At 44.3% G+C, this 26,902-nt stretch carries 28 protein-coding genes; 10 read left to right on the top strand and 18 right to left on the bottom strand.

Translation table 11 applies throughout. From position 1 onward, the window contains the following. Window positions 1-116 precede the first annotated feature (116 nt). The 9 genes from HY200_01015 to mtaB all read left to right on the top strand — a co-directional run bounded on the left by HY200_01015 (window position 117) and on the right by mtaB (window position 12,813). Window positions 117-1,040: an aspartate carbamoyltransferase catalytic subunit gene (locus tag HY200_01015; GenBank protein ID MBI3593518.1), complete on the top strand. Its 924-nt coding sequence runs from the start codon at window positions 117-119 to the stop codon at window positions 1,038-1,040. 17 nt (window positions 1,041-1,057) lie between these two features. Then, on the top strand, window positions 1,058-2,332 hold the full coding sequence (locus HY200_01010; protein ID MBI3593517.1) for a dihydroorotase: 1,275 nt from the start codon (window positions 1,058-1,060) through the stop codon (window positions 2,330-2,332). Window positions 2,333-2,347: 15 nt separating this feature from the next. Continuing rightward, window positions 2,348-3,439, top strand: coding sequence for a glutamine-hydrolyzing carbamoyl-phosphate synthase small subunit (gene carA, locus HY200_01005; GenBank protein ID MBI3593516.1), 1,092 nt, complete (start codon window positions 2,348-2,350; stop codon window positions 3,437-3,439). A 3-nt stretch (window positions 3,440-3,442) separates the two neighbouring features. After that, on the top strand, window positions 3,443-6,667 hold the full coding sequence (gene carB, locus HY200_01000; GenBank protein ID MBI3593515.1) for a carbamoyl-phosphate synthase large subunit: 3,225 nt from the start codon (window positions 3,443-3,445) through the stop codon (window positions 6,665-6,667). Between the two features lie 106 nt (window positions 6,668-6,773). Continuing rightward, window positions 6,774-7,241 (top strand): transcription elongation factor GreA, encoded by a 468-nt coding sequence (gene greA, locus HY200_00995; protein ID MBI3593514.1) that lies wholly within the window; start codon window positions 6,774-6,776, stop codon window positions 7,239-7,241. Further along, window positions 7,238-8,026 carry an SAM-dependent chlorinase/fluorinase gene (locus HY200_00990; protein ID MBI3593513.1) on the top strand — a complete coding sequence of 263 codons (789 nt, stop codon included), beginning with the start codon at window positions 7,238-7,240 and terminating at the stop codon, window positions 8,024-8,026. The genes greA and HY200_00990 overlap by 4 nt, the downstream gene beginning before the upstream one ends. Before the next feature lie 129 nt (window positions 8,027-8,155). Next, window positions 8,156-10,036, top strand: coding sequence for a TonB-dependent receptor plug domain-containing protein (locus tag HY200_00985; GenBank protein MBI3593512.1), 1,881 nt, complete (start codon window positions 8,156-8,158; stop codon window positions 10,034-10,036). Window positions 10,037-10,198: 162 nt separating this feature from the next. Further along, a complete protein-coding gene (miaB, locus tag HY200_00980; protein MBI3593511.1) occupies window positions 10,199-11,503 on the top strand; it encodes a tRNA (N6-isopentenyl adenosine(37)-C2)-methylthiotransferase MiaB in 1,305 nt (434 codons plus the stop codon). Continuing rightward, on the top strand, window positions 11,500-12,813 hold the full coding sequence (gene mtaB / locus HY200_00975; GenBank protein MBI3593510.1) for a tRNA (N(6)-L-threonylcarbamoyladenosine(37)-C(2))-methylthiotransferase MtaB: 1,314 nt from the start codon (window positions 11,500-11,502) through the stop codon (window positions 12,811-12,813). The genes miaB and mtaB overlap by 4 nt, the downstream gene beginning before the upstream one ends. Window positions 12,814-12,941: 128 nt before the next feature. Here mtaB and HY200_00970 read toward each other — a convergent pair whose 3' ends face one another. Beyond that, complete coding sequence (locus tag HY200_00970) at window positions 12,942-13,535, bottom strand: TrkA C-terminal domain-containing protein (protein ID MBI3593509.1); 594 nt, start codon at window positions 13,533-13,535, stop codon at window positions 12,942-12,944. A gap of 389 nt (window positions 13,536-13,924) precedes the next feature. On the opposite strand from HY200_00970, the gene HY200_00965 reads away from it, so the two are divergent. After that, complete coding sequence (locus HY200_00965; protein ID MBI3593508.1) at window positions 13,925-14,446, top strand: response regulator; 522 nt, start codon at window positions 13,925-13,927, stop codon at window positions 14,444-14,446. Window positions 14,447-14,470: 24 nt separating this feature from the next. On the opposite strand, the gene recN is transcribed toward HY200_00965, so the two are convergent. From recN to rpsP, 17 genes are all read right to left on the bottom strand, one after another. Next, window positions 14,471-16,171, bottom strand: a complete 1,701-nt coding sequence (gene recN, locus HY200_00960; GenBank protein ID MBI3593507.1) for a DNA repair protein RecN — start codon at window positions 16,169-16,171, stop codon at window positions 14,471-14,473. Between the two features lie 34 nt (window positions 16,172-16,205). Beyond that, window positions 16,206-16,532: a thioredoxin gene (gene trxA / locus HY200_00955; protein ID MBI3593506.1), complete on the bottom strand. Its 327-nt coding sequence runs from the start codon at window positions 16,530-16,532 to the stop codon at window positions 16,206-16,208. Between the two features lie 285 nt (window positions 16,533-16,817). After that, window positions 16,818-18,449 carry a chaperonin GroEL gene (gene groL / locus HY200_00950; protein ID MBI3593505.1) on the bottom strand — a complete coding sequence of 544 codons (1,632 nt, stop codon included), beginning with the start codon at window positions 18,447-18,449 and terminating at the stop codon, window positions 16,818-16,820. An 88-nt stretch (window positions 18,450-18,537) separates the two neighbouring features. Then, window positions 18,538-18,801, bottom strand: a complete 264-nt coding sequence (locus HY200_00945; protein ID MBI3593504.1) for a co-chaperone GroES — start codon at window positions 18,799-18,801, stop codon at window positions 18,538-18,540. Window positions 18,802-19,041: 240 nt separating this feature from the next. Next, window positions 19,042-20,433, bottom strand: a complete 1,392-nt coding sequence (locus HY200_00940) for a S41 family peptidase (protein MBI3593503.1) — start codon at window positions 20,431-20,433, stop codon at window positions 19,042-19,044. Between the two features lie 31 nt (window positions 20,434-20,464). Beyond that, window positions 20,465-21,634 carry a peptidoglycan DD-metalloendopeptidase family protein gene (locus tag HY200_00935; GenBank protein ID MBI3593502.1) on the bottom strand — a complete coding sequence of 390 codons (1,170 nt, stop codon included), beginning with the start codon at window positions 21,632-21,634 and terminating at the stop codon, window positions 20,465-20,467. A gap of 14 nt (window positions 21,635-21,648) precedes the next feature. After that, on the bottom strand, window positions 21,649-22,506 hold the full coding sequence (locus tag HY200_00930) for an ABC transporter permease (protein MBI3593501.1): 858 nt from the start codon (window positions 22,504-22,506) through the stop codon (window positions 21,649-21,651). A 65-nt stretch (window positions 22,507-22,571) separates the two neighbouring features. Further along, a complete protein-coding gene (gene ftsE / locus HY200_00925; protein MBI3593500.1) occupies window positions 22,572-23,228 on the bottom strand; it encodes a cell division ATP-binding protein FtsE in 657 nt (218 codons plus the stop codon). Next, on the bottom strand, window positions 23,225-23,548 hold the full coding sequence (locus HY200_00920; GenBank protein MBI3593499.1) for a hypothetical protein: 324 nt from the start codon (window positions 23,546-23,548) through the stop codon (window positions 23,225-23,227). Before HY200_00920 ends, ftsE begins: the two co-directional genes overlap by 4 nt. 3 nt (window positions 23,549-23,551) lie before the next feature. Further along, complete coding sequence (locus HY200_00915; protein MBI3593498.1) at window positions 23,552-23,914, bottom strand: YraN family protein; 363 nt, start codon at window positions 23,912-23,914, stop codon at window positions 23,552-23,554. 69 nt (window positions 23,915-23,983) lie between these two features. After that, on the bottom strand, window positions 23,984-24,592 hold the full coding sequence (locus HY200_00910) for a ribonuclease HII (GenBank protein MBI3593497.1): 609 nt from the start codon (window positions 24,590-24,592) through the stop codon (window positions 23,984-23,986). A 19-nt stretch (window positions 24,593-24,611) separates the two neighbouring features. Further along, a complete protein-coding gene (gene rplS / locus HY200_00905) occupies window positions 24,612-25,034 on the bottom strand; it encodes a 50S ribosomal protein L19 (protein ID MBI3593496.1) in 423 nt (140 codons plus the stop codon). 25 nt (window positions 25,035-25,059) lie between these two features. Beyond that, entirely contained in the window at window positions 25,060-25,812 is a 753-nt protein-coding gene (trmD, locus tag HY200_00900; GenBank protein ID MBI3593495.1) for a tRNA (guanosine(37)-N1)-methyltransferase TrmD, read from the bottom strand. A 25-nt stretch (window positions 25,813-25,837) separates the two neighbouring features. Further along, window positions 25,838-26,194, bottom strand: coding sequence for a 16S rRNA processing protein RimM (rimM, locus tag HY200_00895; GenBank protein MBI3593494.1), 357 nt, complete (start codon window positions 26,192-26,194; stop codon window positions 25,838-25,840). 11 nt (window positions 26,195-26,205) lie between these two features. Beyond that, window positions 26,206-26,352, bottom strand: a complete 147-nt coding sequence (locus HY200_00890) for a hypothetical protein (protein MBI3593493.1) — start codon at window positions 26,350-26,352, stop codon at window positions 26,206-26,208. Window positions 26,353-26,355: 3 nt separating this feature from the next. Continuing rightward, window positions 26,356-26,586 (bottom strand): KH domain-containing protein, encoded by a 231-nt coding sequence (locus HY200_00885; GenBank protein MBI3593492.1) that lies wholly within the window; start codon window positions 26,584-26,586, stop codon window positions 26,356-26,358. A gap of 54 nt (window positions 26,587-26,640) precedes the next feature. Then, a complete protein-coding gene (gene rpsP / locus HY200_00880; GenBank protein ID MBI3593491.1) occupies window positions 26,641-26,892 on the bottom strand; it encodes a 30S ribosomal protein S16 in 252 nt (83 codons plus the stop codon). Between the last annotated feature and the right edge of the window lie 10 nt (window positions 26,893-26,902).

Raw genomic sequence — 26,902 nt, 5'->3', positions numbered from 1 at the left:
TCGCTCGGCAAAACTCACGTACAGAATTTGTACGCTCCGTTTGCCTCGTTCCTGCGGCCTGGCATTTGAAGGTTTTTGAACAAACTTGACGCTTTTTGTTTATTCGATAAATAATTATGATACTTAAAAGAAAAGATCTGATTGCGCTAAAAGAACTTCAAAAGGAGGAAATTGAACTCCTGTTAGACACAGCCGTTTCGTTTAAAGAGGTGGCAACACGCGACATTAAAAAAGTGCCTGCTTTACGGGGTAAAACTTTGATTAATTTGTTTTTTGAACCCAGCACCCGGACCAGGACTTCGTTTGAATTGGCAGGTAAAAGATTGAGCGCCGATGTGATCAATATCAGTCATTCCAGCAGCAGTGCGGTTAAAGGGGAATCCTTACTGGATACCGCAAAAAATCTTGAAGCCATGAATGCCGATCTGATCGTTTTGAGGCATCCTTGCTCAGGTTCTCCTTACCTCCTTTCCCGTCACTTAAAGAGTTCGATAATCAACGCCGGGGATGGAGCCCATGAACATCCGACTCAGGGTCTGCTTGACCTCTATACGATTCGCGAAAAACTGGGGAGAATCGCCGGATTAAAAGTTGCCATTGTCGGGGATATCACCCATAGTCGCGTAGCCCGATCGAATATTGCCGGTTTGTCAAAAATGGGCGCGTCGGTTCGGGTTGTCGGACCTCCCACGATGATTCCTGCGGAGATTGAAAAAAGTGGCGTCACAGTATTTCATGAGCTCAGAGAGGGGATCCGGGACGTGGATGTTATTCTCATGCTCCGCCTTCAGCTCGAACGACAAGGAAAGGGCCTCTTTCCGTCCATTAGAGAATATAGTGAATTATTTGGATTAAATAAAGAAAACCTCAAATGGGCGAATAAGAGTGTTCTGGTCATGCATCCCGGTCCAGTGAACCGGGGAGTGGAAATATCACCGGAAATCGCGGATGGCCTGTCATCGGTCATCCTGGATCAGGTTACAAATGGTGTGGCAGTTCGAATGGCCGTATTGTTCTTGCTGTCTGGCGCTTCGACTTAAATGGAGTTAAACGACCAATGAAGATGATCCTAAAAGGGGGACGGCTGATCGATCCCAAAAACAATATCGATCAGATTGCACAGCTCGTCATCGAATCGGACAAGATCACCAAAATTTCAACGGAGTCTATTTCTTCAAACGGGATCGAAGTCCTTGATGTATCGGGAATGATCATTTCTCCCGGATTTATTGATCTTCATGTTCACCTGAGAGATCCCGGACAGGAATATAAAGAAGATATCCGGTCAGGAACTGAAGCTGCCGCTGCCGGTGGCTTTACATCGGTCTGTTGTATGCCGAATACGAAACCGGTCAATGACAATGAAGCCGTAACACATTACATACTTGAAAAAGCACGAAAAGAAGGTTTGGTAAATGTTTTGCCCGCCGGAGCGATTACGAAAGGTTCCAGGGGGGAAGAACTGGCCGAGATTGGCAAACTGAAAGAAGCGGGTTGCGTTGCTTTAACCGATGACGGCTGGCCTGTCATGAATAGTGAAATGATGCGCAGGTCGCTTGAATATGCCAAAACTTTTGACCTCGTGGTGATGCCGCATTGCGAAGACAGACATCTTTCAGAGGGAGGGGTGATGAATGAAGGCCGAACCTCCACTGAAATGGGGCTTCGGGGAATTCCCTGCCAGGCGGAAGAAGTGATGATTTCAAGAGACATTCTGCTTGCCCAGCTAACGGAAAGTCGAATCCATTTTGCTCATATCAGCAGTGAAGGAGGAGTCCGGCTCATCCGCGACGCCAAAAAGAGAGGTATTTCAGTTACAGCCGAAACCTGTCCACACTATTTTACACTGACCGACGAAGCAACCCTTGGATATAACACGAATGCCAAGATGAATCCTCCGCTCCGTTCGATTAAAGATCGTGAGGCGGTCAAACAAGGGTTAAAAGACGGAACTCTCGACGCCATTTCAACGGATCATGCTCCGCATAGTCCCGATGAAAAGGAACAGGAATTTGATAAGGCTCCTTTTGGAATTATTGGTCTGGAGACCGTTTTACCCCTTGCATTGGCTTTGGTCCAGGAAGGAATGATAACCCTCTCTCAAATGATAACGCTTTTGACGGTGAACCCTGCAAAAATTCTCAAAATAAAAAAGGGCTCATTGGAAGCAGGGTCGATTGCGGATCTCACGATTTTTGATCCCAACGAGGAATGGGTGGTTGATGCCACTCGATTCAAATCAAAAAGCAGAAATTCGCCATTTAACGGGTGGAAGATGAAGGGAAGAGTTAAATTTACGATCGTTTCAGGAAAAGTCGTTTACAGGGGATAGTGTAAAACAGTGAGAATAAATCATAAAAAGGCGCTTTTAATCCTAGACGACGGAAATACTTTCGAAGGGTACTCTTTTGGTGCAGAAGGAGAAACTTCGGGAGAAGTGGTCTTTAATACCAGTATGACCGGTTATCAGGAGATCATTACCGATCCCTCCTACCAGAGTCAGCTGGTCACGATGACCTATCCCCATATCGGGAATTACGGAATTAACGATTCAGACCATGAATCGAGGAAACCGTTTCTCGGAGGGCTCATTGTTAAAGAGGTCTGTTTTACACCCCAGAACTATTATTTAAGTAAAACTTTAGATCGCTATCTAAAAGATAATAATATTATTGGTATTTTTGGAATTGAAACAAGAATGCTGACGCGTCACCTGCGGGATCATGGGTCCCGAATGGGTTTTATTTCAACCGTCGAGTTCAATCGAAATGTGCTCTATTCCAAACTATGTAAAATTCAAGGTATTGCAGGACAGGATCTTGCGAAGAAAGTCACCACGGATCAGATAAGAAACCAGAGTCCTGAAGGCCGGAAAAGATTTACGGTCGTCGTCTATGATTTTGGTGTGAAATCCAATATCCTGAAGATGTTGTCGGTCCGAGGATGCGAATCAATCGTCGTGCCCGCTGATACAACGGCGGAGAAAGCCCTCTCGTTTGCTCCCGACGGTATTCTCCTTTCAAATGGTCCCGGCGACCCCGAGGCGGTATCCTATGCCATCAGGAATGTTGAAAAATTGATCTGCAAACGACCCATTTTTGGAATCTGTCTCGGGCACCAGATCCTTGGTTTGGCGATGGGAGGCAAAACTTACAAACTCAAATTCGGTCACCACGGCGGAAACCAGCCCGTGATGGATTTAAGAACGCGAAAAGTTGAAATTACCGCCCAAAATCATGGATATGCCGTTGACGTCGCCTCGATTTCAAAAGAGATGGTATTGACCCATATTAATTTGAACGATCAGACTGTCGAAGGGATGCGTCACAAAACATTGCCGATTTTTTCCGTTCAATATCATCCGGAAGCTTCTCCCGGTCCGCATGATTCCAGCTACCTATTCGATCAATTTGCCGAGTATATGGTAAATAAAGTCTAAACCATGCCAAAAAGAAACGATATCCGAAAAATCCTCATCATTGGTTCTGGGCCGATCACCATCGGCCAGGGATGTGAATTTGATTATTCCGGCACCCAAGCCTGCAAAGTACTCAAAGAAGAGGGCTTTCAGGTCATCTTAATTAATAGTAATCCGGCTACGATCATGACAGATCCTGAATTGGCCGACTCCACTTACATTGAACCCATCTTGCCGGAATATGTTGAAAAGATTATAGAGATCGAACGACCGGATGCCCTGTTGCCGACCATGGGAGGCCAGACCGCCCTGAATACGGCGGTCCGTCTTGTCGAAAGTGGCATTCTTGAAAAATATCAGGTTAAGCTGATCGGAGCCAGCTACGAATCGATAGAAAAGGCAGAAAACCGCCAGCTCTTTAAGAAGGCGATGGAGAAAGCGGGTGTGGCCGTTCCAAAAAGCGGTTATGCACAGAGCAAGGAAGAGGCCTTAGGCATTATTGAAGAGGTCGGATTTCCCGCAATCATCCGGGCTTCCTATACTCTGGGAGGAGCCGGCGGGAGCATCGCCTATAACCGTGAAGAATTTGAAAAACTGATTGAACATGGATTGGCGGCCAGCCCAACGCATGAAATCTTAATTGAACAGTCTCTTATTGGATGGAAGGAGTTCGAGCTCGAACTGATGAGAGACAAATCTGACAATGTTTCGATCATTTGTTCCATTGAAAATATTGATCCGATGGGAGTCCATACGGGAGACAGCATTACCGTTGCTCCTATTCAGACATTGAGTGACAAGCAGTACCAATTCATGAGAGACACCGCCATTCGGGTCATTCGGGAAATAGGCGTTGAATCGGGAGGTTCCAATATTCAATTTGCTGTAAATCCCGCAAACGGAGAGATGTTTGTCATTGAAATGAACCCCCGGGTTTCCAGAAGTTCGGCTCTTTCGTCCAAAGCGACGGGGTATCCAATCGCCAAAGTTGCGGCCAAGCTTGCCGTAGGGTACACCCTCGATGAAATTCCAAACGATATTACCCGTACGACTCCGGCATCATTTGAACCTGTCCTGGACTATGTTGTTGTCAAAATTCCCCGATTTGATTTTGAGAAATTTCCACAAGCTGAAAAAACACTAACTCCTCAAATGAAATCGGTGGGTGAAGTCATGGCCATTGGAAGGAATTTCCAGGAAAGTCTGCAGAAGGCGATTGCCTCGCTTGAAATTGATCGATACGGCCTCGATTTGAAAAAGGGGGGTTCCTTTATTCCCGGACAGGAGAGAGATGAGATTAAACGAAATCTTCTGACCCCGAATCCAGAGAGGATCTTCTATATCGCAGAAGCATTCCGCCGCGGTTTAACCCTGGCGGAAATTGCACACGATTCGCAAATTGATCCCTGGTTTCTTCGCCAGATAGAAGAGATTGTCCTTCTCGAAAACGAACTCGTGGATGCATCGACGGAATCCATCACAACGGAACTCATGCTCGCATCAAAGAAAGCCGGATTTACGGATCAAAAAATTGGAGAACTGATCGGTCAATCCGAAGAACACGTCTTTCAGATCCGAAAACAAAATGCTATTTACCCTGTTTTTAAACGGGTTGATACCTGTGCAGCCGAATTCGAGGCCAAAACTCCTTATCTCTATTCAACCTATGAAAAAGGATGTGAAGCAGAACCGACCTCCAGGAAGAAAGTGATTATTTTGGGAGGCGGCCCAAACCGGATCGGGCAGGGTATCGAATTTGATTACTGCTGCGTTCACGGCGTCATGGGCCTCAAAGAACTCGGTTATGAAACCATCATGGTCAACTGCAATCCGGAAACCGTTAGTACGGATTATGATACAGCGGACCGCCTTTATTTCGAACCGCTGACGATTGAGAGTGTATTAAGAATAGTGGATCTGGAAAAACCGGAAGGCGTAGTGGTTCAGTTTGGAGGTCAAACACCCTTGAAACTGGCTCTGCCGCTGGAGAAATACGGGATAAAAATATTAGGAACTTCTCCTGATTCGATAGATCTTGCTGAAGACCGGGAACGGTTTAAGGCTCTGGTTGAAAAACTGAATTTATTTCAACCTGAAAGCGGAACGGCGCGCTCAGTGGGAGAAGCAAAATCCATTGCCCGAAAAATCGGTTTCCCGGTCATGGTTCGTCCGTCCTATGTCCTTGGCGGAAAATCAATGATGATTGTTTATGATGACGGGAGTCTGGAACATTACATGAATAACGCGGGGATGACTTCAAAATCTCATCCGGTACTCATCGATAAATATCTTGAAGATGCGATTGAAATAGACGTCGACGCCCTTTCGGACGGAGAGACTGTTATCGTTGGGGGAATCATGGAGCACATTGAAGAGGCGGGAATCCATTCAGGAGACAGTGCCTGCTCTCTTCCTCCATTTTCCCTTGAAGAGACTTTGGTCAATGAAGTGAAACGACAGACTATTCTTCTGGCGAAGGAACTCCAGGTCATCGGATTGATCAATATACAATTTGCGGTGAAAATGAACCGGGTCTATATCCTCGAAGTCAACCCGAGAGCTTCCCGTACAGTCCCCTTTGTCAGCAAAACGACCGGACTTCCCCTGGCCAAAATTGCGATTAAACTCATGATGGGGCATTCACTGAATCAATTAGGAATTAAGGAATCTCCGGCCTATTCTCATATCGCAGTCAAGGAGGCCGTATTTCCTTTTAATAAGTTTCCGGGAGTCGATCCTATTCTCGGTCCGGAAATGAAATCCACGGGTGAAGTCATGGGGATCGATTCGGATTTTGGAAAGGCATTTGCAAAATCCCAGGCTGCTGCAGGTAGTCCCTTGCCTATGAGCGGCACTGTTTTCTTATCCGTTAAGGATAAAGACAAGCCATCGTTGCTCCCCATCGCGCAGGATCTCTCCAAATTGGGATTCAGTCTGGTTGGAACGGGAGGTACGGTTGAATTTTTGACCCGCCATCAGATTAAAATCAAAAAGGTCAATAAAATAGTGGAGGGCCGCCCCCATATTGTCGATCACATGAAAAATATGGAAATTCAATTCTCAATCAATACCGTCGGGGACAAGATCTCTCAGACAGACTCCTATCCCATTCGTCAAACAACCCTTCAGCAAAAGATTCCCTATTTCACCACAATCGCCGGTGCAAGAGCGGCCGTCAGAGCCATCAGTTCGATGATCAATAATCGAGTCCAGGTTCAATCTCTTCAACGGTTCCATAAAAAACTTTAACTTTTTAGTTTTTAAAAGACAAATCTAGAGATATAATTGCGATAAGATAAAGACTGATCATTTTGACAACAGATCAGGATAGGGAGAGATCGTAGTGAAAGAACCAATGACTCAAAAAGGGTATGAAAAACTTCAAAAGGAACTCGAAACCCTAAAAAGGGTCGAAAGACCGAAAAACATTGCAGATATTGCTGAAGCCCGCGCACATGGGGACCTCTCCGAAAATGCCGAGTATTCTGCCGCCAAAGAGAGGCAATCCTTTATTGAAGGAAGAATACGCGAGCTGGAGAGCAAGTTAGCCGATTCCCAGGTCATTGATATTTCAAAACTTTCATCCGATAAAGTAGTTTTTGGCGCAACCGTTGTCCTGATCGACATCGAAACGGAGGAAGAAAGAACCTTCACGCTTGTCGGAGTCGATGAAGCGAGCCTCAAGAACAACACGATCTCCATTCATTCACCGGTCGCTAAAGCCCTGATTGGGCATAAAGTCGGAGCTTCCGTAAAAATAAATGCCCCTGGTAAAACGGTGGAATATGAAATCGTAAAAATCTATTTTAACGGGGCTGTATGAAACCGGTTATCACCCTGACAACCGATTTCGGGCATCAAGATCACTTTGTCGGTAGCGTTAAAGGAGTGATATTACAGATCAATCCGGAAATCAAGATTGTGGACATTTCCCATGATGTTCCCCCCTTTTCAATTATCAAAGGAGCTTTTATCATTGCTTCAGCCTTCCGTTATTTTCCAAAAGGAAGTATTCACGTCGTGGTCGTTGACCCTGGAGTTGGGAGCAGTCGAAAACCGCTACTGGTGGTCAGCCGATCAGGCTTTTTCCTGGCACCGGACAATGGAATCCTGAGCTATATTTTTGAGGAAGATGGGCCCTGCCAGATTTATGAAATCACTGAAAAGAAATTTTTCTTGCCCTCCGTAGGACAAACGTTTCATGGGAGAGATATTTTTGCTCCCGTAGCTGCCTGGCTCTCGACTGAAATGGAGAGCGGGTCTTTTGGTAAACTCATTGAAAATCCGGTTAAACTTCCCATTCAAAAACCCATGATTGAAAAGAACCAGGTCACCGGACAAATCGTTTATATCGACCATTATGGAAATCTGGTTACCAATATAAAATCTGCTGATCTATCGGGAATTCAGCTCAATTCCTCTCAACTCATGCTGGGTTCCACCACCCTGACTTCTGGTAAGACTTATTATGGAGAGGCGGCTGAAGGAGAATCATCGTTCGTGATCAATAGTTCAGGGTATCTCGAGATTTTCCAAAATAAAGGAAACGCCGCTTTAACTTTAAGAAGTTCCCTTCTGGATATCGTCAAAATCAATTCGAACCGATAACATTGCGTTCAACTCCAGTAACTTTCCTGTATTTCGCACTTCATTGACAGTCTGATTTTGCTTGATATACTTGAAAGCGTGAAACCGTATTGTTTTTCACTCTTCTCAGTCGGAATGCTGTTCTCTTTCGTGAATGTCTTCGATGCTTGGGCGTCCGGTGACGATGCGTTTCAGTTTTACGAAGAAGAAGCAAAGGTCACCACCGCGTCTCGTCGGCCTCAATTGATTCAAGAGGCGCCGATTGCAGTTGAAGTCATTACATCGGAAGAGATCAAGGCCTCTGGTGCCACGAATATTTGGGACCTATTTCGTTTTCGACCCGGCATGAATGTTGAGGATGGCCACCAGACCATTCTTGGAAATCGAGCGATTGTTTCGATACGGGGATTCGCCGAATCCCTTGCACGCAATATTTTGATTCTTGTCGACGGAAGAAGAGTTTATTCAACAGAGTCGGGAGGGGTCTACTGGGCCCAACTTCCCTACTCCATTCAAGATATTGAACGGATTGAAATCATTCGCGGTCCCAATGCGGCACTCTATGGTACAGGGGCGGGACTCGGCGTCATCAATATCATTACCAAAAAACCAGATGGCTCTACGGCAGGCTCTCTACAAGTGACCGAAGGAAATCAAGAAACTGTATTGACTTCCGAATCGGTTGAAGGTGCTTTCCGCAATGTTAATTTTCGAGTCAGTCACACCTTTCAGGGTCAGGGAGGTTTTGATAGCGTGGCAGACGGGACAACTGCGAACGATTTCTTCCGAGGCCACAATTTTAACTTGCGAATGAACGTAAATCCGACAAAGGATTCAGACCTGGAAATTTTCGCTGGAGGCGGAATGAGCGATTCCGGAATTTCAAATGATCCAACCGCTCAGGATAAATTTAAAAGTAATTTTCAAATGCTCAAATTCCACCTTAAATCTTCGGAACGTTCAGATTTGGAGATTTTAAGTTCGCGAAACGACTACTGGTTCAATATTTCTCCAACTTTAACTGGCTCCGTTGACGAACTCCAGTACTTCCAATATGACGAAGAAATTCTTCACCGAATAGAATGGGGAGCAGGGGATTATTCGGCCTACGGGTTTGCTTATCATACCAGCCAAGTCGCTTCCGAATTCACATTTATGGACCAACCGATGATCGAAGAGAGTATCTGGAGCGGGTTTCTTAATCAAACACTGCAGTTTAAAGAACGTATCACGCTCGTTGGCGCAGTGGCCTGGGAATCTTATTCGACAGGGAAACCACACCTTAACTATCAAGCGACCTCATTGTGGAGCCCGTATGAGAACCAGTTTTTTCGAGCCTCCTATTCAGTGGCACATACCATTCCGAATCTTCGACAGCGATTCACCGAGGCGGAACTTGTCCCAGGTGTTGCTAGAATCGGAAATCCTCAGTTAGAACCATTTAAAATAACTTCCTATGAGGTCGGTTACCGTTCAAGCTGGCTGGATCGTCACTTCGACGCGGAATCTAATCTTTTTTACACGAATGTAGATGGAATGGACGACGATGTCGATCTGGGTCCCTGGGTTCGAAATCCGGCGGTTGAAGCATTAGGCTTTTTCAATAGTAATAGCGTCATCGCCAGAGGAGTGGAGTTACAATTTAGATATCATGTTTCTCCGAAAGATTCTGTTTATCTGAACTACACCTACGAACGGCTCGTTGACACCAGCGGTAACCAGGGTGAAATTACGGAAAATATTCCCCCTCAGACCCTGAATTTTGGTGGAATGAAGGAATTTGATCGAGGCTTTTCTGGAAGCTTCAATTTGGGTTACAAGGAGGGATACTTTGTCACAAATTTTGCCGATTCGCTCTCAATTCCCGTTTACTGGCGGTTGGACGCCAAACTGAGCTATCGGCCGTCACAATATAAAGGGACTCAATTCTATCTTGCAGGACAAAACCTTCTGACTGGGGATCATCTCGAATACGCTGACGGACTGGCTGTTCCCCGGACTTACATGGGGGGAATCATCATCGAGTTTTAGCCAGCATCCGCTGCAATATTTCTCACTCCTTTCAATACCATCTTTAATCTATCACTTCTCCACAATCGTATATTTACTTTGACTGGAATCAGGTAAGTTGCTAAGATTTCAAACGAATTCTCGATTATACGCATTCAGAATCCTGAAAAGAAGGAACTCCTTTTGAAAAAACTTTATATTAAATCATTTGGCTGTCAAATGAATGATCATGACGCCGAACAGATGGTAGGAATCCTTAAAAAGGAAGGTTATTTACTGACAGAGCGGCAGGATGACGCCGATATGATTATTATGAATACGTGCAGCATTCGTGATAAAGCGGAACAAAAAGCCTACAGCGAATTTGGAAAACTCGACAGCCTCAAGAAATTAAAACCAGACCTGATTATTGGCTTTGCCGGCTGCGTCGCCCAGCAGGAAGGGGCAAAGATCCTCAAAAGGATATCAAATGTCGATTTTGTCATGGGTCCTCGGAATATCAGCCATCTTCCTGAAATTATAACTCAAGTCCATAATCGAAAGAAGGTCGTTGAAATTCAGGATGAATCCCCGATAGCACCAAGCCGTCCCTCCCATCGAAAAGAAGAATTTAAGGCCTGGATTACGATTATGGAAGGGTGTGACTATGGCTGTACCTATTGCGTTGTACCCACAACGAGAGGTTCCGAACGGAGCCGACCGAGTCGTGAGATATTTCATGAAGTCGAAGCGTTGGCCATGCAAGGATTTAAGGAAATTACCCTTCTCGGTCAGACGGTTAATTCATATGGAAGAAATCTCCCGGAGATCATCGACTTCTCAGATCTTTTAAAAATCTTGCAGAGTATTGATGGGATTGAAAGAATTCGTTTTATGACATCCCATCCCAACGATTTAACGCCGAAATTGATTCAAACCCTTCGTCGATACCCAAAATTGTGTAAACATATCCATCTTCCGGTACAATCCGGATCGGACAAGATCCTCTCATTAATGAAGCGGGGATACAGCGCAAAGGGGTATCTTCAGAAAGTTCAGGCTTTACGATCCGAAATGCCCGATTTGAGTATTACTTCAGATATTATTACCGGTTTTCCAGGTGAATCTGAATTTGAATTTAAAGAAACGCTAGGGCTCTTAGGAGAGGTTGAGTTCGATGCCATCTTTGCATTTAAATATTCGAACCGTCCCAATACTTCAGCCCCCATGCTTCAGGATCAGGTCCCGGAGGAGATCAAATCAGAAAGGCTGGCGGAAATACTAGCGTTTCAACAGAGAATTTCGTTTAATAAGAACCAGCGTCTCCTTGGATCGATCCAGGAGGTCCTGGTTGAAGGAGCAAGCAAAAACAATCCGGAACGGTGGTCAGGAAGAACCGGTTGCAATCGAATGGTCCATTTTAACAGCTCCTTAAGTTTGAAAGGAAATTTAGTCAAATTAAGAATGATCGAAGCGAGAAATTCTTCTTTAGAAGGAGAATTGGTTTGAAAATCGCTTTCGCTACCCTGGGTTGCAAGGTAAATCAGTTTGATACCGCTATTATGTCTGAATCCGTTGCTCATGGAGAACATGAGGTCGTTTCCTATGAAGATCGAGCGGATCTTTATGTCATCAATACATGTACTGTGACGGATAACGCAGATCAGGCATCTCGTCAGTGGGTTAAAAAAGCCCTTGAATTGAATCCTTCCGCCAAGATTGTCGTAACCGGATGCTATGCACAGACCAACCCGGCTGAAGTAAAAAAGATACCGGGAATACATCTTGTTCTTGGAAACGGCGAAAAACAAAATCTTTCAAACTTGATCACCCTCGTCAGTTCAAACCCGGAGCCGATCACTTGTGTGGGTGAAATTTCGAGAGAAAAACAGTTTCAACAACCTCTTTTGGAGACTTTTTTTGATAAAACCAGGGCGTTTTTAAAAGTTCAGGATGGATGCAATTCCTGGTGTTCTTTCTGCATCATCCCTAAAGCGCGAGGGAGAAGCAGAAGCTTCTCATTGGAAGAAGTAATCAATCAGGTTCGCCATTTTGAATCAATAGGGTACCATGAGGTCGTGCTATCCGGAATAAACCTGGGAACATACGGCCTTGATTTTTACCCAAAATCCTCTTTATTAGAACTTTTCAAGACGATTGAAAAAGAAACGACGTCCATTCGTTTTCGATTTAGTTCCATTGAACCCGAGCACTTGTCCGATGCACTGATTGATACGCTAACCAGCTCATCCAGGGTTTGCAGGCATTTTCATATACCGCTCCAGAGCGGGGATGATCACATTTTAAAAAAAATGAACAGGAAATATACTCCCAGCGAATATCGGAGAATAATCGAGCGAATCCATCAGCAGATACCGGAAGCCTCGATCGGAGCTGATGTGATGGTCGGTTTTCCCGGTGAAACGGACGCAGCGTTCAGGAATAGCTGTGCACTCATTTCAGACCTTCCGCTCTCCTATCTCCATGTCTTCCCTTATTCAGCCCGGGAGGGGACAAATGCTTTTTCCTATTTTGATCACGTTTCTTCCTCGGCAATAAAGAGAAGGGCCCGTGAAATGCGAATTTTGGGAAAGCAAAAAGAGGACCAATTCCGTTTAAAATTTATCGGCAAAGTACTGCATGTCCTGGTCGAAGGATATCATTTTGCAGAATCGGAAGGAACCGTACGGGGATTGACTGACAACTATCTCAAAATTATCATCGAAAATGGGAGGTCAATTATGCCAAACAATTTTGTGAATGTCGTGCCGTATGCCATTCAGAATGACCACTTGTTAGGAAGAAAAATATCGGTCTGAAATCATGATTTTGGATCTCATCGTCTGCCTCAAAACTAGGCAAAGCGCTCAAAAAGAACTCCAGTCAACGTTTTAAATCCAATTCACTGATGAAATAACAGGATATCAACAAGAAATGTGGAATGAACTTATCCTGGCAGTTCTCCTTTAAGAAGATAGCCTTTAAAAAGCTGTAGACTTTCTGCTGTACCAATGCAAATGAGCGTATCCTCCGGTTCAAGAAAGGTTTCTCCGGTAACCAGTGCCATCTGTTGATCTTTCTTAATCATCAGAACAAGAAAATCTTTTTTGATCGGAATATCTTTAATCCTGATTCTATTCAATACACAATCGGATGGAACTTCGATTTGTGCCAACTCCCAGCCAGACCGTTGAAATTGTTCAGTACAATGCGACAGGGATTCTTTTAATGCTTTTCGCTGAAGATCAGAAAGCTCCTGCAGCGAGAGGGAATATTGATCTTTTAAATTCCGGATCTCATGAATTTTATGAACAAATTCTTCCGAATTAAAGCTCTCAGGATCTGAATCGGATGACATTTTTGCAACGGCATTTTTTCCCAATTCGATAAACGCGCGGTCCAGTTCCTTTTCAATAAGATTTCCACGCAAATTAAGCTTAAACGACTTCATGCGATAGTCGACCTTCTCAGCGATCGAATAAATGAGCTCTCGTATTCCGACAAAAAAGGAGAGAATTTCAGTTCTGGCAAGCTGGATCATGGCAATTCAAACAGATGTTTTAATGTGATGGAGCGAGATGGGTCGTTTAGACCTTTTCAATAAAAAATCCCATTCCCATAACGTCTGATAAGGTATATTATGTTAAATACGAATGATGACTGGATTGAAATAGACTCTTTTTCAACCGAGTATAATGGACTTTTTCTTTTGAAACAATCTAATTAAGACATCCTTGCTTTCGTACCGCATTTGACTTGTTCATTTTTGAACTTTAACTCTGGTGCGACCGTACGAAAAGTCTTGTCTCGGTCCAAAACGTTTAAAAATTAACTCTTATAAATCAATATCTTCTGAATCATCTTTCAAGACAATATGATGGCCTGACAATTGCACCCATAAATTTCAAATTGAATTCGGAGGATTTTTGCATGAATAGGAGCGGGCCGGTTAATCTGCTGATCGTTGACGACGAGTTGGGACCTCGCGAATCCCTCAAAATGATTTTAAAGCCTTTCTATACGATTTTTACCGCCGAAAACGGCGAAGAAGCTCTTAAGATTATCCATGAAAATGAGATTGATATTGCCACATTGGATTACAAAATGCCGGGCATGACCGGAACGGAACTTTTAAGGGAAATTCGTAAATTTAATGAAGAGATGGCTGTGATTATGATCACGGGATTCGGCACGATGAAAAGCGCTGTAGAAGGAATCCGCTATGGGGCATCCGATTATCTTGTTAAGCCATTTGAGGTGAGTGAAATCATCGATATTGTCAAAAAGAACCTCGAGAAGAAAAGGAAAAAGACGGAAGTCACCCATTTCATATCGGATATCGTCGAGGCAATGGGGATACAGGTTCCTCAAAAGGACCTCAGCAATCTTGGGTCCTCGAGAACCTATATCTTAAAAAAAATGGAAACGCTGTTTTCCGGAAAGAGAGTCTAATCCTCCCCCATTTCAAATCTAGCTTTAACTTGAAGAACGAGGCGAGGTTAACCTGTTTGCCATCATCTCTTCCGCAAATTTTATGGTATTGGATGTCATGATACTCCCCCCCAGCATTCTCCCAATCTCCTGAATGCGCTCCCGATCATTTAATCGTTTCACGACAACGTCCGTCTTTCCACGCTTCACTCTTTTGGAAATATTAAAATGAAATTCGCCAAAACATGCAATCTGCGGAAGATGGGTAATGCAAAACACCTGCTTCGTTCTGGCCAGATTCCATAATTTCTTTCCGATCAGTTCTGCAACTTCGCCTCCTACACCCGTGTCGATTTCATCAAAGATGAGAAGCGGCACGGACTCCGCCTGGGAAAGAATTGACTTTAATACGAGCATCAGGCGGGATAGCTCGCCTCCTGAAGCGGCTTTTTCAATTTCAATAGGTGGAAAACCAGGGTTCATCGATATGAGAAAGACAACCTCTTCTTGTCCATGCCTTGTAAACCGGATTTCAGAAGGGAGGTTTAGAAAACGTACCTTAAATTCAGGATCCTTAATTTTCAATGTTTTTAAGTCCTTAACCACCTCTTTTTCCAGAGTGACAATCGCGCTCTTTCTTCCTTCCGATAAACCTTCTGCCAGGACTTCCAGTTTCTTTTCAATTTCCTGCATCTCGAAATTGAGAGAATTCATGTCACTTTCAAGATGATTCAGGCCGTCAAGTTCCTCCCCGAGCGTTATGAGCTTTTCGATCAATTCGGGAATTGATGCGCCATATTTTTTCTTTAACTGAGAGAGGGAAAAAAGTCGTTTTTCAATATTCTCCAGAGAGTCTCTTCGGCTTTCAATGGTTTCCCGGTAATCTCTCATAAGTACAGCCGTTTCCTTAAGCTGGATTAACGCGGATGAAACCAATTGCAATATTGGCATTCCCCTCGAATCGATTACTGAAATCTCAGAGATTTCTTTCTGAATCGTCTGAAGAGAAGATAAGACAGAGTTCTCTTCATTTTCGGACAAGAGGTAGTAAGCATTTTCAGATTTTGCCTTTAGAAATTCGGATTTGACAAGGAGTCTCCGTTCTTCTTCCAATCGGATTTCTTCATCGGGATCGAGTACGGCGGATTCCAATTCCTCGACCTGAAATTTCAGAAAGGAACGTCTCTCCTTTTCTTTTTCTTCACTTTCTTTTAGTTTACGAAGGGAACTGGCAGTGCGAGTCCAGTCATAAAAGAGTCTTTCAAATTCAAAAACGGTTTCTTCCAGTCCCGCATAGGAATCGAGCAGTGAAAGCTGGACTGATTTTTTAAAAAGTGAAATCTGTTGATTCTGACCGTGGATTTCCAGAAGTAAATCAGAAAGTTCGGCAAGCGCCGCCTGATTAATCATATTTCCATTCAGGTACGATTTGCTTTTCCCCGTTGCGGAAATGATTCGACGGACGATGATCTCCTGATCATTTTCATTTATATAGTGGAGGGCAAGATATTTTTCTCTTAAAGGAAAAGCAGGCGGGATTAGAAAGGTTCCTTCAAGGACGGATTCCTTGGATCCGTCCCGGACATTTTCAGGCGAACTCTTGGCGCCCAGAAGGGTTTGAAGTGCATCGATAATGATCGATTTTCCAGCTCCGGTTTCACCTGTGATAAGATTTAGACCGGGGCCAAATTCAAGGCGTAAATCCTCTATAATCGCGAAATCTTTAATCAAAAGCTCTTGCAACATAAAGGATTCTTCTACTCGGATTTAAAAGAACTTTCTAAACCAACAACCGATCTATCGCGTCTTTAAACTGCTTTTTTGACATGGCACCGACCAGTTTTTCGATCACCTTTCCACCCTTGAAGAAAACGAGTGAAGGGATTCCCATGATCTGGTACTTTCCGGAAATATCGGGATTTTCGTCGGTATTTAGTTTCATCACTTTCACTTTTCCTGCATATTCTTTGGAAAGTTCGTCGATAATCGGAGCAATCATTTTACAAGGTCCGCACCAGGGGGCCCAAAAGTCAATCATGACCAGGCCATCTGCCTTCAGCACCTCTTGATCCCAGCTTCCCGACGCTACTTTTTGAACCTCTGACATATTGTTTTACCCCCACATTTTTAGAAATTGAGATTAAATAAAATCTTATCTGATCTCATTTTGTTAGTCAATTTTAAAAAAAAAGCCTCCTTTTTCAAAGAGGCTAATCACAGGTGCATCGTGATTTATTTGCCCAAATTTTATCAGCGTTCCTATTCAAGTTACTCAAAAAGGTTCATCTACGAGGCCGCAGACTCGAGGCAACGCAGGCGTACTAACCCGTACGTCGAGACAGCCGAGAGTTGAGAACGAAGTAGATGACCTTTTTCAGCAAACTTGATCAGTCTAGTACATGTCCCCCATACCACCCCCACCACCCGGCGGCATCATCGGAGCTTTTTTCTCTTCAGGGATATCCGCAATCATGACCTCAGTCGTCAACATCAAACCTGAAACAGAGGCCGCGTTTTGAAGCGCACTACGGCTCACTTTGGTCGGATCGATAATTCCGGAATCAACCATATCGACGTAATTTCCCGTCGCAGCGTCAAACCCGAAATTCCCTTTTCCATTTTTAACCTTTTCAACGATCACGGAACCTTCAAATCCGGCATTCTCTGTTATCTGACGGATAGGTTCCTCCAGGGCGCGCTTTACAATATTCACACCCCATTGTAAATCGCCGCCGAGTTCCATCTTGTCCAGAGCCGGAAGACACCGAATGAGGGCGACACCTCCACCCGGAACAATCCCTTCTTCCACGGCTGCTTTCGTCGCGTGTAGAGCATCTTCCACGCGTGCCTTCTTTTCTTTCATTTCTGTTTCAGTTGCCGCACCGACATTAATGACAGCGACACCGCCGACGATCTTTGCAAGCCTTTCCTGAAGCTTTTCACGATCATAATCCGACGTCGTTTCTTCGATTTGGGCCTTGATCTGTTTGACACGTCCCTGAATCTTTGCAGTTTCGCCTGCACCTTCAACGATGGTCGTGTTATCTTTGTCAATCGTAACCCTTTTTGCTCTACCCAAATCCGAAACTTTAACGTTTTCAAGTTTCAGGCCGAGATCTTCGGAGATAACCTGTCCACCGGTTAGAATGGCGATATCTTCTAACATCGCTTTTCTCCGATCCCCAAATCCGGGAGCCTTCACGGCGGCGCAGTTTAATGTCCCTCTTAACTTGTTGACGACGAGCGTTGCGAGCGCCTCTCCTTCGACATCTTCGGAAATAATCACAAAAGGTCTTCCCATTTTGGCAATCTGTTCCAGAATAGGGAGAAGATCTTTCATGGTGCTTATTTTTTTCTCATTGATGAGGATAAACACATCTTCCAGAACCGCTTCCATCCTGTCGGAGTCGGTCACGAAATAAGGTGAAATATATCCACGGTCAAACTGCATTCCTTCAACCACGTCCAGAGAAGTCGTCATACTCTTGGCCTCTTCGACCGTAATAACGCCATCCTTGCCCACTTTTTCCATGGCTTCTGCAATCAGATCGCCAATCGTTTTGTCGTTATTTGCAGAAATGGTCCCGATCTGGGAAATTTCCTTTTTCGTCTGACACGGTTTGCTGATCTTTTTTAATTCTTCGATGACCACTTCAACCGCCCGGTCAATTCCTCTTTTAATGTCCATTGCATTCGCTCCGGCGGAGGTATGTTTCACACCTTCCCGAAAGATCGCCTGTGCCAATACGGTGGCCGTGGTGGTCCCATCACCGGCGGTATCGCTGGTCTTGCTGGAAACTTCCTTAACCAATTGAGCTCCCATATTTTCATAGGGATCTCTTAATTCAATCTCCTTCGCAACGGTCACGCCATCCTTGGTAATGGTGGGAGCGCCGAATTTCTTTTCGATTACGGCATTTCTTCCACGAGGTCCCAATGTTGCCTTAACGGCATCTGTAAGTTGATTAACCCCTTTCAGGATTAAAGCGCGAGCATCCTCGCTAAATATCATCTGTTTGGCCATAGAATTTTATTCTCCTCTATTTTTTACGCTCAAAGTCGTATCCTGAAGGTCCACTCGGCTTCAGGGAAGCCTTCTTTAAGCTGTATGATTAATCCTCAAAAATCCCCAAAATATCTTCTTCTTTTAAAATCAGATACTCAACATTGTCAATATTAATTTTTGAACCGGAATATTTATCAAAAAGGATCTGATCGCCCACTTTCACTGACTTGACTTCCGCTCCAATCGCCTCAATCTTTCCTTTTTGTGGTTTTTCCTTGGCCGCTTCAGGAATATAGATTCCCCCCGCAGTTTTTTCAAGTTCCGCAGAATAGCCCACAAAGACTCTGTCTTTCAAAGGTTTAAAGGCCAATGCGCTTTTTTTGGCTGCTGTTGCCATTTTTCCTCCATTTCCCGCCGTGAATTTCCTGGCGAATCTGTTAATAATGACGTTTTCTAGAGCGAGCAGAATTAGCACTCACCTTACTAGAGTGCTAATAAATACATCAAAACAAATTTGATTTCAAGTAAAAAATAACTTTTTTCAAAAAAAAATTTAGGGACACGTATTGAATATGTCCCTAAATTCGATGACTCATAAAACAAAAACCGATTATTTTCCTACCAGAGCCTCCTTTTGTGTCCCTTCCCCGCGGGTTGTTACCGCTCCAGGCATCAATTGCTTGAAAATCTTCCAGCTTTTTAGCAAATCAATTGCTTTTTGAAGTTGGATATCTTCCTGGTCTTTCTTTTCTTCAAGGATAGGCAGGCTCTCTTCGCTCTGCGGAGGCGTCGAGGAATCCTCCTTTTCCAACTCTTTGGTTGTTTCATTTTTCAAGTGCCGTTCCAGATCCTTCTCGCGAAGAATAGGACGGTTCATGACAGTTCCTTTCGCATCCTTGAGAGGCAGCGGTTTAACAGTAATATCCGGTTCAATCCCGACATTCTGGATGGACCTTCCCTTTGGGGTATAGTATTTAGCCGTCGTGAGTCGAAGACCTGCTCCGTCCGACAAGGGAAGTATCGTCTGAACAGATCCCTTCCCAAAAGTCTGCACGCCGACCACAACCGCTCTTCCCCAATCTTGCAGAGCACCCGACACAATCTCGGAAGCGGAAGCGCTCCCTTCATTGACCAGAACGATCATCGGGAAATTTTCCTGGTTCGCAGGACCATTCGAACTATATTCCTCTTTCTTACCATCCCGCCCCTTGATAAAAACAACCAGCTTGCCCGGTTCGAGAAAAGCCTCACTAATTTCAATTGCCGAAGTCAAAAGACCTCCGGGGTTATTTCTTAAATCAAGAATCAATGATTGCATTTTATCTTCTTTTAATTTCTTGAGCGCTTTGTCCAGATCTCTTGACGTATGTTCCTGAAACTGGGTTACACGGATATAACCAATTCCTTTATCCAGCATCTTACTCTTAACGCTCTGAATTTTAATGATATCTCTGACCAGTGTGAACGTGAGAGGGTCCGGCGTATTTTCCCGAAGAATCGTTAAAACAACCTTGCTTCCCTTGGGTCCCCTCATTTTCTCCACGGCTTCCTGCAAACTCAAATTCACTGAAGATTGGCCATCCACTTTCAAAATGACATCTCCCGCTTTGATTCCCGCAAGATCCGCAGGGGTCCCTTCAATAGGAGATATCACAGTCAGTTTGTTTTCCTTAATGCCTATTTGGATTCCCAAGCCTCCAAATTCTCCTTTGGTATCCACCTGCATTTCCTTATACGCTTCAGGGGGCATGAATGAAGAATGGCTATCCAGGGTATTGAGCATGCCTTTGATCGCGCCATAGACCAGATCTTTCGACTTGACCTCCTCAACATAATTCTTCTGAACGGTCGACAATACTTCGGAGAAAGTCTTTAGTTCGTCGTAAGTGTCCGGTTGGGCAAATACACGATCAAATCCTCTTCCCACAACGATTCCGAGCACCAGCATGAGAACCAGCGCGGTAAAGGTGACGGTAGCCTGTTTCCTATTTCTCCAACTCATGCTCTTTTCCTTTCTGAATATAATTCCAATGTTACCTCTTCTTGCTTAGCCAGAGTGCCGGATCGACAGCCTTTCCGCCGTGCCGGATTTCAAAATAAAGGCTTTGGTCGGCCGAATAGCCCGTTTCCCCCACTTCTCCAATAATCTGGTTCTGTTTGATCTTTTCTCCGACGTCCACCATCAGCTTGGAAGCATGGGCATAAAGCGAATAATAACTTTCTCCATGATCAATGATAACGAGTAGGCCGTATCCCTTAAACCAATCCGCGTAGACGACTGTTCCGTCGTAGATCGACCGGATATAATCGTCTTGAGCGGGCTTGATTTCCAACCCTTTTTTGAACACGAAAAAATCAAATTTAGGGTGTTTGTTCCTTCCGAAAGATCCGACGACCTCCCCTTTGTTTGGCCAGGGAAGTTTCCCCTTTTCGGCCATAAATCCGGATCGATCCGAGCTATGCTGGTCCAATTGTCTCATAAGTTCCTGCACTTTTAAAGTAGATTCTTCCAGTTCCCGAATCGCCTGAGCTGTAAGTTCCTTTTCAGTTCGAACTTTCGAAAGGAGTAATTTTTTATTCATTTTTTCGCTTTGAATTGACTCCATTCTTTCGGAGGCACCCTTCTTGTTTCCGATCAAGTCCCTTCGCTTTTCTTCCAGTTGGGTTTCTTTCTCCTTCAGATTCAACATCCCGTCCTGATATTCCTTTAGAGCAAGCTGATCTCTTTTTGAAATTTCAATCATCGCATGAACGCGCGTAATCAAATCCTGATAGTCCGATCCACCTGCCAGAATCATGAAATCACCCAATTTTCCTTCTTTATAAATTCTCCGAATTCTCGCATCGAGAACTCCCTTTCCCGCGGCGACTTTCTTTTCCAGGGCTTCAAGTTCCTGACTTAACTGGTGAATCTCCTGATCAATCGATTTGATATTGCCTTCATACCGGCGCAACTCCCTTTTTTCAAGCGTCCATTTCTTATCGAGCGATTCGAACTCATTGAGTATGGAATGTTCAGCCTTTTTACTTTCTTTTTCCAATTTCTTCTTTTCTTTAATCTCCCTCTTGAGCTTGTCCAATTCCTCTTTCTTTTGAGAAAGTGCTTCAGAACGGGATACCCCGGGAAGAAGAGCGGCCAGAAAAAATACCATGACGGCGACCGTGAGATATCGATATTGTGGAACCATTTTCCCTTGTGGCATAGAATTATCCAAATTTAGTTAAATGATTTCAGATATTTCTGGAGCGGGAAAAAACTCCCAATCACACCCAATATCGGTCCGGAAAGGAGAAATAAAAGAATCATCTCGAGAGGGAGAAAAGTCGATTTTGTGGGTGCTCCCATGAGCAAATCGAAGAAAGGTGGAAAATGCGTGAGAAAATAGAAGATCCCATATAAGGCAATCAGGGAGAGGGCTGCGCTCATAAAACCGAGAAAAGCGCCCTCCATCAGAAGCGGAATTTTAATGAAGAGATGCGTTGCACCGATGTATTTGAGGACCAGAATTTCTTCCCTTTTGGAATAGACAGTCAGTCGGACAATTATTCCGACCATGGAAATCACGCCTACGATCAGAATAAATCCGACAGCGATCCCCATGATCTGAATAAATTCGACATACCGGTTTAAAACGTCGATCCACTCCTTGCCATAGAAGATCTCTTCAACACCCGGATTCCCCTTAATCTTGTTGACAAACCTCGAGAAATCCTCTGAGGATTGGTATGATTCCTTTAATTTAATTTCAAAAAAGGATGGAAGCGGATTTCCATCAAGATTTTTGAAAAGATCACCCTTTGTTGTCATCTCCCTTTTAAAATCGGCGAGTGCTTTTTCTTTCGGAATGAACCGGACCGTCAAAACCTCTCTTTCCGAAAAAAGCCTTTCTTCCAGATTCTTGACGTCCATCTGGGACAAACCATCCTTAAGGTAAACGAGGACTTTGAGATCTTCCCTCAATCCCGAATAGAGCTGAAAGAGATTGAAGTAGACAATGACAAAAAAACCGAGGATGACCCAGATAAACGCCGAGGTTAAAATGGCACCCAGGGTCAGGAGCCGATGATGGTTCAAATGATACAAAAATTCCTTTAAAAAATAGTACAAGCTCGACATCGTCAGCTTAACCCCGCGACCTTTTATTCAGAAGAAACTCTCCCCTCTTTAATCGTAATGATCCTTTTTTTTGACATGTTGACCAGTTCCTTATTGTGTGTGGCAACAACGATGGTCGTCCCTCTCGCCTGAATACCTTTCAGGAGTTGTAAAAAGTGGAGTGAAAGGTCAAAATCAAGATTACCGGTCGGTTCGTCAGCCAGAATAATGGGAGGACGATTGACAAATGCCCTGGCAATACAGACCCTCTGCTGTTCTCCTCCCGAAAGATCGATCGCGACAACTTCTTTTTTATATTCAAGTCCGACCAGGGCAAGCGCTTCCATCACTTTTTTCTCAGTTTCTTTGGTCGGAACATGCATAATTTTGAGGGCAAGGGCAACGTTTTCAAAGACGGTTTTTTTTTGAATGAGTCTGAAGTCTTGAAAAATGAAGCCGATTTTCCTTCGATAAAAGGGAATCGCGGAGGATTGAATTCTGGCAATGTTCTGGCCCTGAACCAGGATGGAACCTTGATCGATTTTCTCTTCGCAAAACAGGAGCTTAAGGAGGGTCGTTTTTCCGGCACCACTCGGCCCCATTATGAAAACAAATTCCCCCTTATCGATCGAAAAACTGACATCTTTCAATATAAATTGTCTGGGGTGATACCCTTTAAAAACATTAGAAAACTGAATCATTGCCTGTTTCTAATATAGTCATCTATGTAATCATCGAGACTCTTATCTTTGGCTACGCCCTCCCCAAGCAGATGATTACACTGACCGTTTAATAGGGTGGTAATCATCTCTTCATGCTGCTTCTTCATTAACTCTTTCAGTTTTTCTATTTCGGTTTTAGGATCAAGAAGAGAACTATAATTTGTCTTTTTAGAGGATAATATTGCCCCTTTGTAAAAAAGATGGGTAATAATGACCGGGTTTTGCGGGCCACTCTCTTCGGTCTGAACGTGGAATATCCTTTTTTGATATTCGATGTCGGTATTAAATCCCGTTTCCATATTTCACCTAATCTCAAAGGCGTTCTGAATCAGTTCGACCGACGATAGACTACCGGAACCATGAATCAGAACCACATCAAATCGGGCGTCCGATTCAACTTTTTTAAAGGCCATATAGGCTTTAGCGATTTGAACTATTTTACGCTGTTTTGAAGAGGTTATCGCTCCCGCGGGTCCGCCAAAATCGTTGCTCTGTCTTGCTTTGACCTCCACAAAAACGAGATAGCCTTTATTCCTTGCAATAATATCGATTTCACCCATTCGAGTTTTAAAATTTCTTTCCAGAATCTGATATCCCTGCTGGATGAGATATTTTGTGGCGAAAGCCTCTCCCTCTTTTCCGTATGCGAGTCCGTCCACTGACATATTATACGAATTCCTCTTTTCTCACAACCTGGTCCTGAATTTTTGGCCACTTTTCCAAAGACCGGGAATTCAACGTGCTGGCAATACACCCCGAAAACTCAAACGGTGAAGCGGAGATGGTCCGTGAATCTGAATACGATGAAGGTGTTCTTTCGTGCCGTAACCCTTGTGATGATCAAATTGGTATTCTGGGTGCTGATGATGATACATCCGCATGATCCTGTCGCGGGTTACCTTGGCCACAACGGAGGCACCCGCAATAGAATAGGAGAGCGTATCTCCCTTGATAATGGATTTCTGCGGAATGGAAATAAAGGAAAGGTTTAAGGCATCAATCAATAAATAGTCTGGCTGCGGAGTCAATTGGGACACCGCCATTTTTGCGGCGAGAAGAGTGGCCTGGAGAATGTTAATTTGATCAATCACCCCGGATTCGACTACGCCGACTCCGATTGCCAGGGCATGATTTACTATTTCCTGATAATAAAATTCGCGTTGAGACGGACTGAGCTGCTTTGAATCATTCAATCCTGGGAGTTTAAAGCCGGGAGGAAAGATGACGGTAGCGGCAACAACAGGACCGGCTAAGGGACCTCTTCCGGCTTCGTCAATACCCGCGACCAATCGGAATCCCGATGCTTCGCAACCTTTCTCAAAATGGGTCAGTTTTTCCCACATTTGAGCGAATGACAAATGGCTAGGAAGGAACCTTTTCGAGTGGTTCCACTTTTTCGGAAGCCACCGGCGAAGCCACGACAATGGATTCTTCGGCCCCAAAACTCGCCTTTTCGGCGATACGTGCGGCTTTGCCTTTTTTCCCTCTGAGGTAATAGAGTTTGGCTCGCCGGACTCTACCTTCTCTCAGGACTTCAATTTTTTCAACAAAAGGAGAGTGGAGCGGGAAAATACGCTCGACACCCACACCATAGGAGACTTTTCTGACTGTAAACGTTTCCCGGTTAAGCGTCCATCTGCGGGCTATCACAACCCCTTTGAATATCTGAATTCTTTCCTTCTCACCCTCGATCACCTTGACATGAATATTGACGGTATCCCCAATCTTAAATGAGGCGTTCTCTTTGGTGATCAGCCCCTTTTCAATGCGTTCTTTTTGATTCATATGATGACTCCTTCCAATATGTGATCTAAACTCTTTTCAAATCACTCGTTTTTTCTAATTTTAGCTCGTCTAAAAAGCTCTTTTCTTCCGGTGTGAGTTCTTTCTGTTCCAGAAGTTCAGGCCTTTGCTCAAGTGTTTTCCTCAAAGACTCTTTTAATCGCCATCTTCGGATCTCCTCATGGTTACCGGATAAAAGGACGGCAGGCACCTTAATGCCCCCGCTCTCGAAAGGCCGGGTATAATGTGGATATTCCAGAAGATCTGCATTAAATGATTCTTCTTTAAGTGACTCTTGATCGCCCAGGACGCCCGGGATCAGCCTCGTGATTGCATCCAGTAGAATCAATGCCGGGAGTTCTCCTCCCGTCAGGATATAGTCGCCCACAGAAATTTCTTCAGGTTGAAGCGCAACACGGACTCTTTCATCGATTCCTTCATAATGGCCACAAAGGAAAAGGAGACATTTTGTCTCCCGGCTTAGCGCTTCGGCCATATTTTGATTAAAGGGCCTCCCTCCTGGTGAAAGTAAGATCGTTCTAAAAGGAGCTTCTGACTTTATCGACTCGAAAAGTTCGAAAACCGGTTCAGAAGAAATAACCATTCCCGCCCCTCCGCCGTAGGGGGCATCATCCACCTGGCAATGCTTATTCCGGCTAAAATCCCGGAGATCCAGAACCTCTACTTCTAAAAATTTCCCTTCGATCGCCCGTTTCAAGATGCTCTGCCGAAGCACTGGCCTGATCATCTCTGGAAACAGGGTTACGATTTTCGCTTTCATGTCACTCGATGATCTCTCTGGCTCATCAATCAAGCATCCCCTCGATGAGATGAATGACTATTTTCTTCTCAACCAGATCAATTTTCTTTATAAAATTCTTCGTCGCCGGGACCAGATATTCCTTTTTTCCAGATTTGATTTCATAAAGTGACTGGTTCGGATTCAAATAAATTTCTGTCAATTTTCCAATCAGTTCGTTTTCTTCGCTCCAAACATCAAACCCCAGAATCTGAAACGGATAATAGGTACCTTCTCCCGGAGGTTTCAACTGATCGACGGGAATCAGAAATTCTTTTCCAAGAAGATCCGCAGTACTCTCCTTATTCTCAATTCCTTCAAGTTTTAAATAAGCGAACTCACCTTCGATTCGAGACGAGAGAATTAAAAAAGAGGTTAACGCTTTTTTTTTAAGTGGACGCGCTCCCCGGCATTAAATCGCTCAGGATAATCGGTCAGAAGATGAACTTTTATTTCTCCATGCAATCCCTGAGCTTTCAGAACCTTTCCTATCAGAATCCAATCTCCGGAATCTTCTAACATCCTTTATTCCAAGATCTCAAGAACGCATCTTTTTCCGAGTTTGATCCCGGCGGCATTAAGAATGGTCCTCATCGAACGGGCAGTTCGACCTTGTTTTCCGATGACTTTCCCCAAATCTTCCTGATGTACTTTCAATTCAATAATGGTGGTCTTTTCTCCATCCGTCTCTCTCACAACAACATCTCCAGGTTTATCGACAAGGGATTTAGCGATATGCTCAATCAGGTGCCTCATTAATTCCGCTTCCATGTTTGCCTCCCCGGATGATGTTGGCATTCAACTGAAACGTTATGCTTTTTTAAATAAACCTTTCTTTTGCAAAAGGCTCTTGACGGTGTCGGAAATGGTAGCCCCTTGACCCAACCAATATTGGACTTTCTCAGCATTAACCAGGCAATTTTCTTCTTTTTTCGAAGGATCGTAAGTCCCTAACACCTCAAGAAATCTTCCTTCTCTCGGAGATCTGGAATCTGTTGCCACAATTCTAAAAAAAGGCCTCTTGTGCCTTCCCGCCCTTGATAATCTAACCGTTACTGCCACTCTTTTACCC

The sequence above is a fragment of the Nitrospirota bacterium genome (assembly GCA_016194305.1).
In the GTDB taxonomy this organism is placed as follows: domain Bacteria; phylum Nitrospirota; class Nitrospiria; order JACQBW01; family JACQBW01; genus JACQBW01.
The sequence above is the reverse complement of the archived record's forward strand: the minus strand, read 5'-3'. Positions and strand labels throughout refer to the sequence as shown.

Bases quoted from the DNA above. Each gene is read 5' to 3' on its own strand.
- HY200_01015 (MBI3593518.1), top strand. From the start codon at position 117: ATGATACTTAAAAGAAAAGATCTGATTGCGCTAAAAGAACTTCAAAAG.
- HY200_01010 (MBI3593517.1), top strand. From the start codon at position 1,058: ATGAAGATGATCCTAAAAGGGGGACGGCTGATCGATCCCAAAAACAAT.
- carB (MBI3593515.1), top strand. From the start codon at position 3,443: ATGCCAAAAAGAAACGATATCCGAAAAATCCTCATCATTGGTTCTGGG.
- greA (MBI3593514.1), top strand. From the start codon at position 6,774: ATGACTCAAAAAGGGTATGAAAAACTTCAAAAGGAACTCGAAACCCTA.
- HY200_00990 (MBI3593513.1), top strand. From the start codon at position 7,238: ATGAAACCGGTTATCACCCTGACAACCGATTTCGGGCATCAAGATCAC.
- HY200_00970 (MBI3593509.1), bottom strand. From the start codon at position 13,535: ATGATCCAGCTTGCCAGAACTGAAATTCTCTCCTTTTTTGTCGGAATA.
- HY200_00965 (MBI3593508.1), top strand. From the start codon at position 13,925: ATGAATAGGAGCGGGCCGGTTAATCTGCTGATCGTTGACGACGAGTTG.
- recN (MBI3593507.1), bottom strand. From the start codon at position 16,171: ATGTTGCAAGAGCTTTTGATTAAAGATTTCGCGATTATAGAGGATTTA.
- trxA (MBI3593506.1), bottom strand. From the start codon at position 16,532: ATGTCAGAGGTTCAAAAAGTAGCGTCGGGAAGCTGGGATCAAGAGGTG.
- groL (MBI3593505.1), bottom strand. From the start codon at position 18,449: ATGGCCAAACAGATGATATTTAGCGAGGATGCTCGCGCTTTAATCCTG.
- HY200_00940 (MBI3593503.1), bottom strand. From the start codon at position 20,433: ATGAGTTGGAGAAATAGGAAACAGGCTACCGTCACCTTTACCGCGCTG.
- HY200_00935 (MBI3593502.1), bottom strand. From the start codon at position 21,634: ATGCCACAAGGGAAAATGGTTCCACAATATCGATATCTCACGGTCGCC.
- ftsE (MBI3593500.1), bottom strand. From the start codon at position 23,228: ATGATTCAGTTTTCTAATGTTTTTAAAGGGTATCACCCCAGACAATTT.
- HY200_00920 (MBI3593499.1), bottom strand. From the start codon at position 23,548: ATGGAAACGGGATTTAATACCGACATCGAATATCAAAAAAGGATATTC.
- HY200_00915 (MBI3593498.1), bottom strand. From the start codon at position 23,914: ATGTCAGTGGACGGACTCGCATACGGAAAAGAGGGAGAGGCTTTCGCC.
- HY200_00910 (MBI3593497.1), bottom strand. From the start codon at position 24,592: ATGTGGGAAAAACTGACCCATTTTGAGAAAGGTTGCGAAGCATCGGGA.
- rplS (MBI3593496.1), bottom strand. From the start codon at position 25,034: ATGAATCAAAAAGAACGCATTGAAAAGGGGCTGATCACCAAAGAGAAC.
- trmD (MBI3593495.1), bottom strand. From the start codon at position 25,812: ATGAAAGCGAAAATCGTAACCCTGTTTCCAGAGATGATCAGGCCAGTG.
- HY200_00890 (MBI3593493.1), bottom strand. From the start codon at position 26,352: ATGTTAGAAGATTCCGGAGATTGGATTCTGATAGGAAAGGTTCTGAAA.
- HY200_00885 (MBI3593492.1), bottom strand. From the start codon at position 26,586: ATGAGGCACCTGATTGAGCATATCGCTAAATCCCTTGTCGATAAACCT.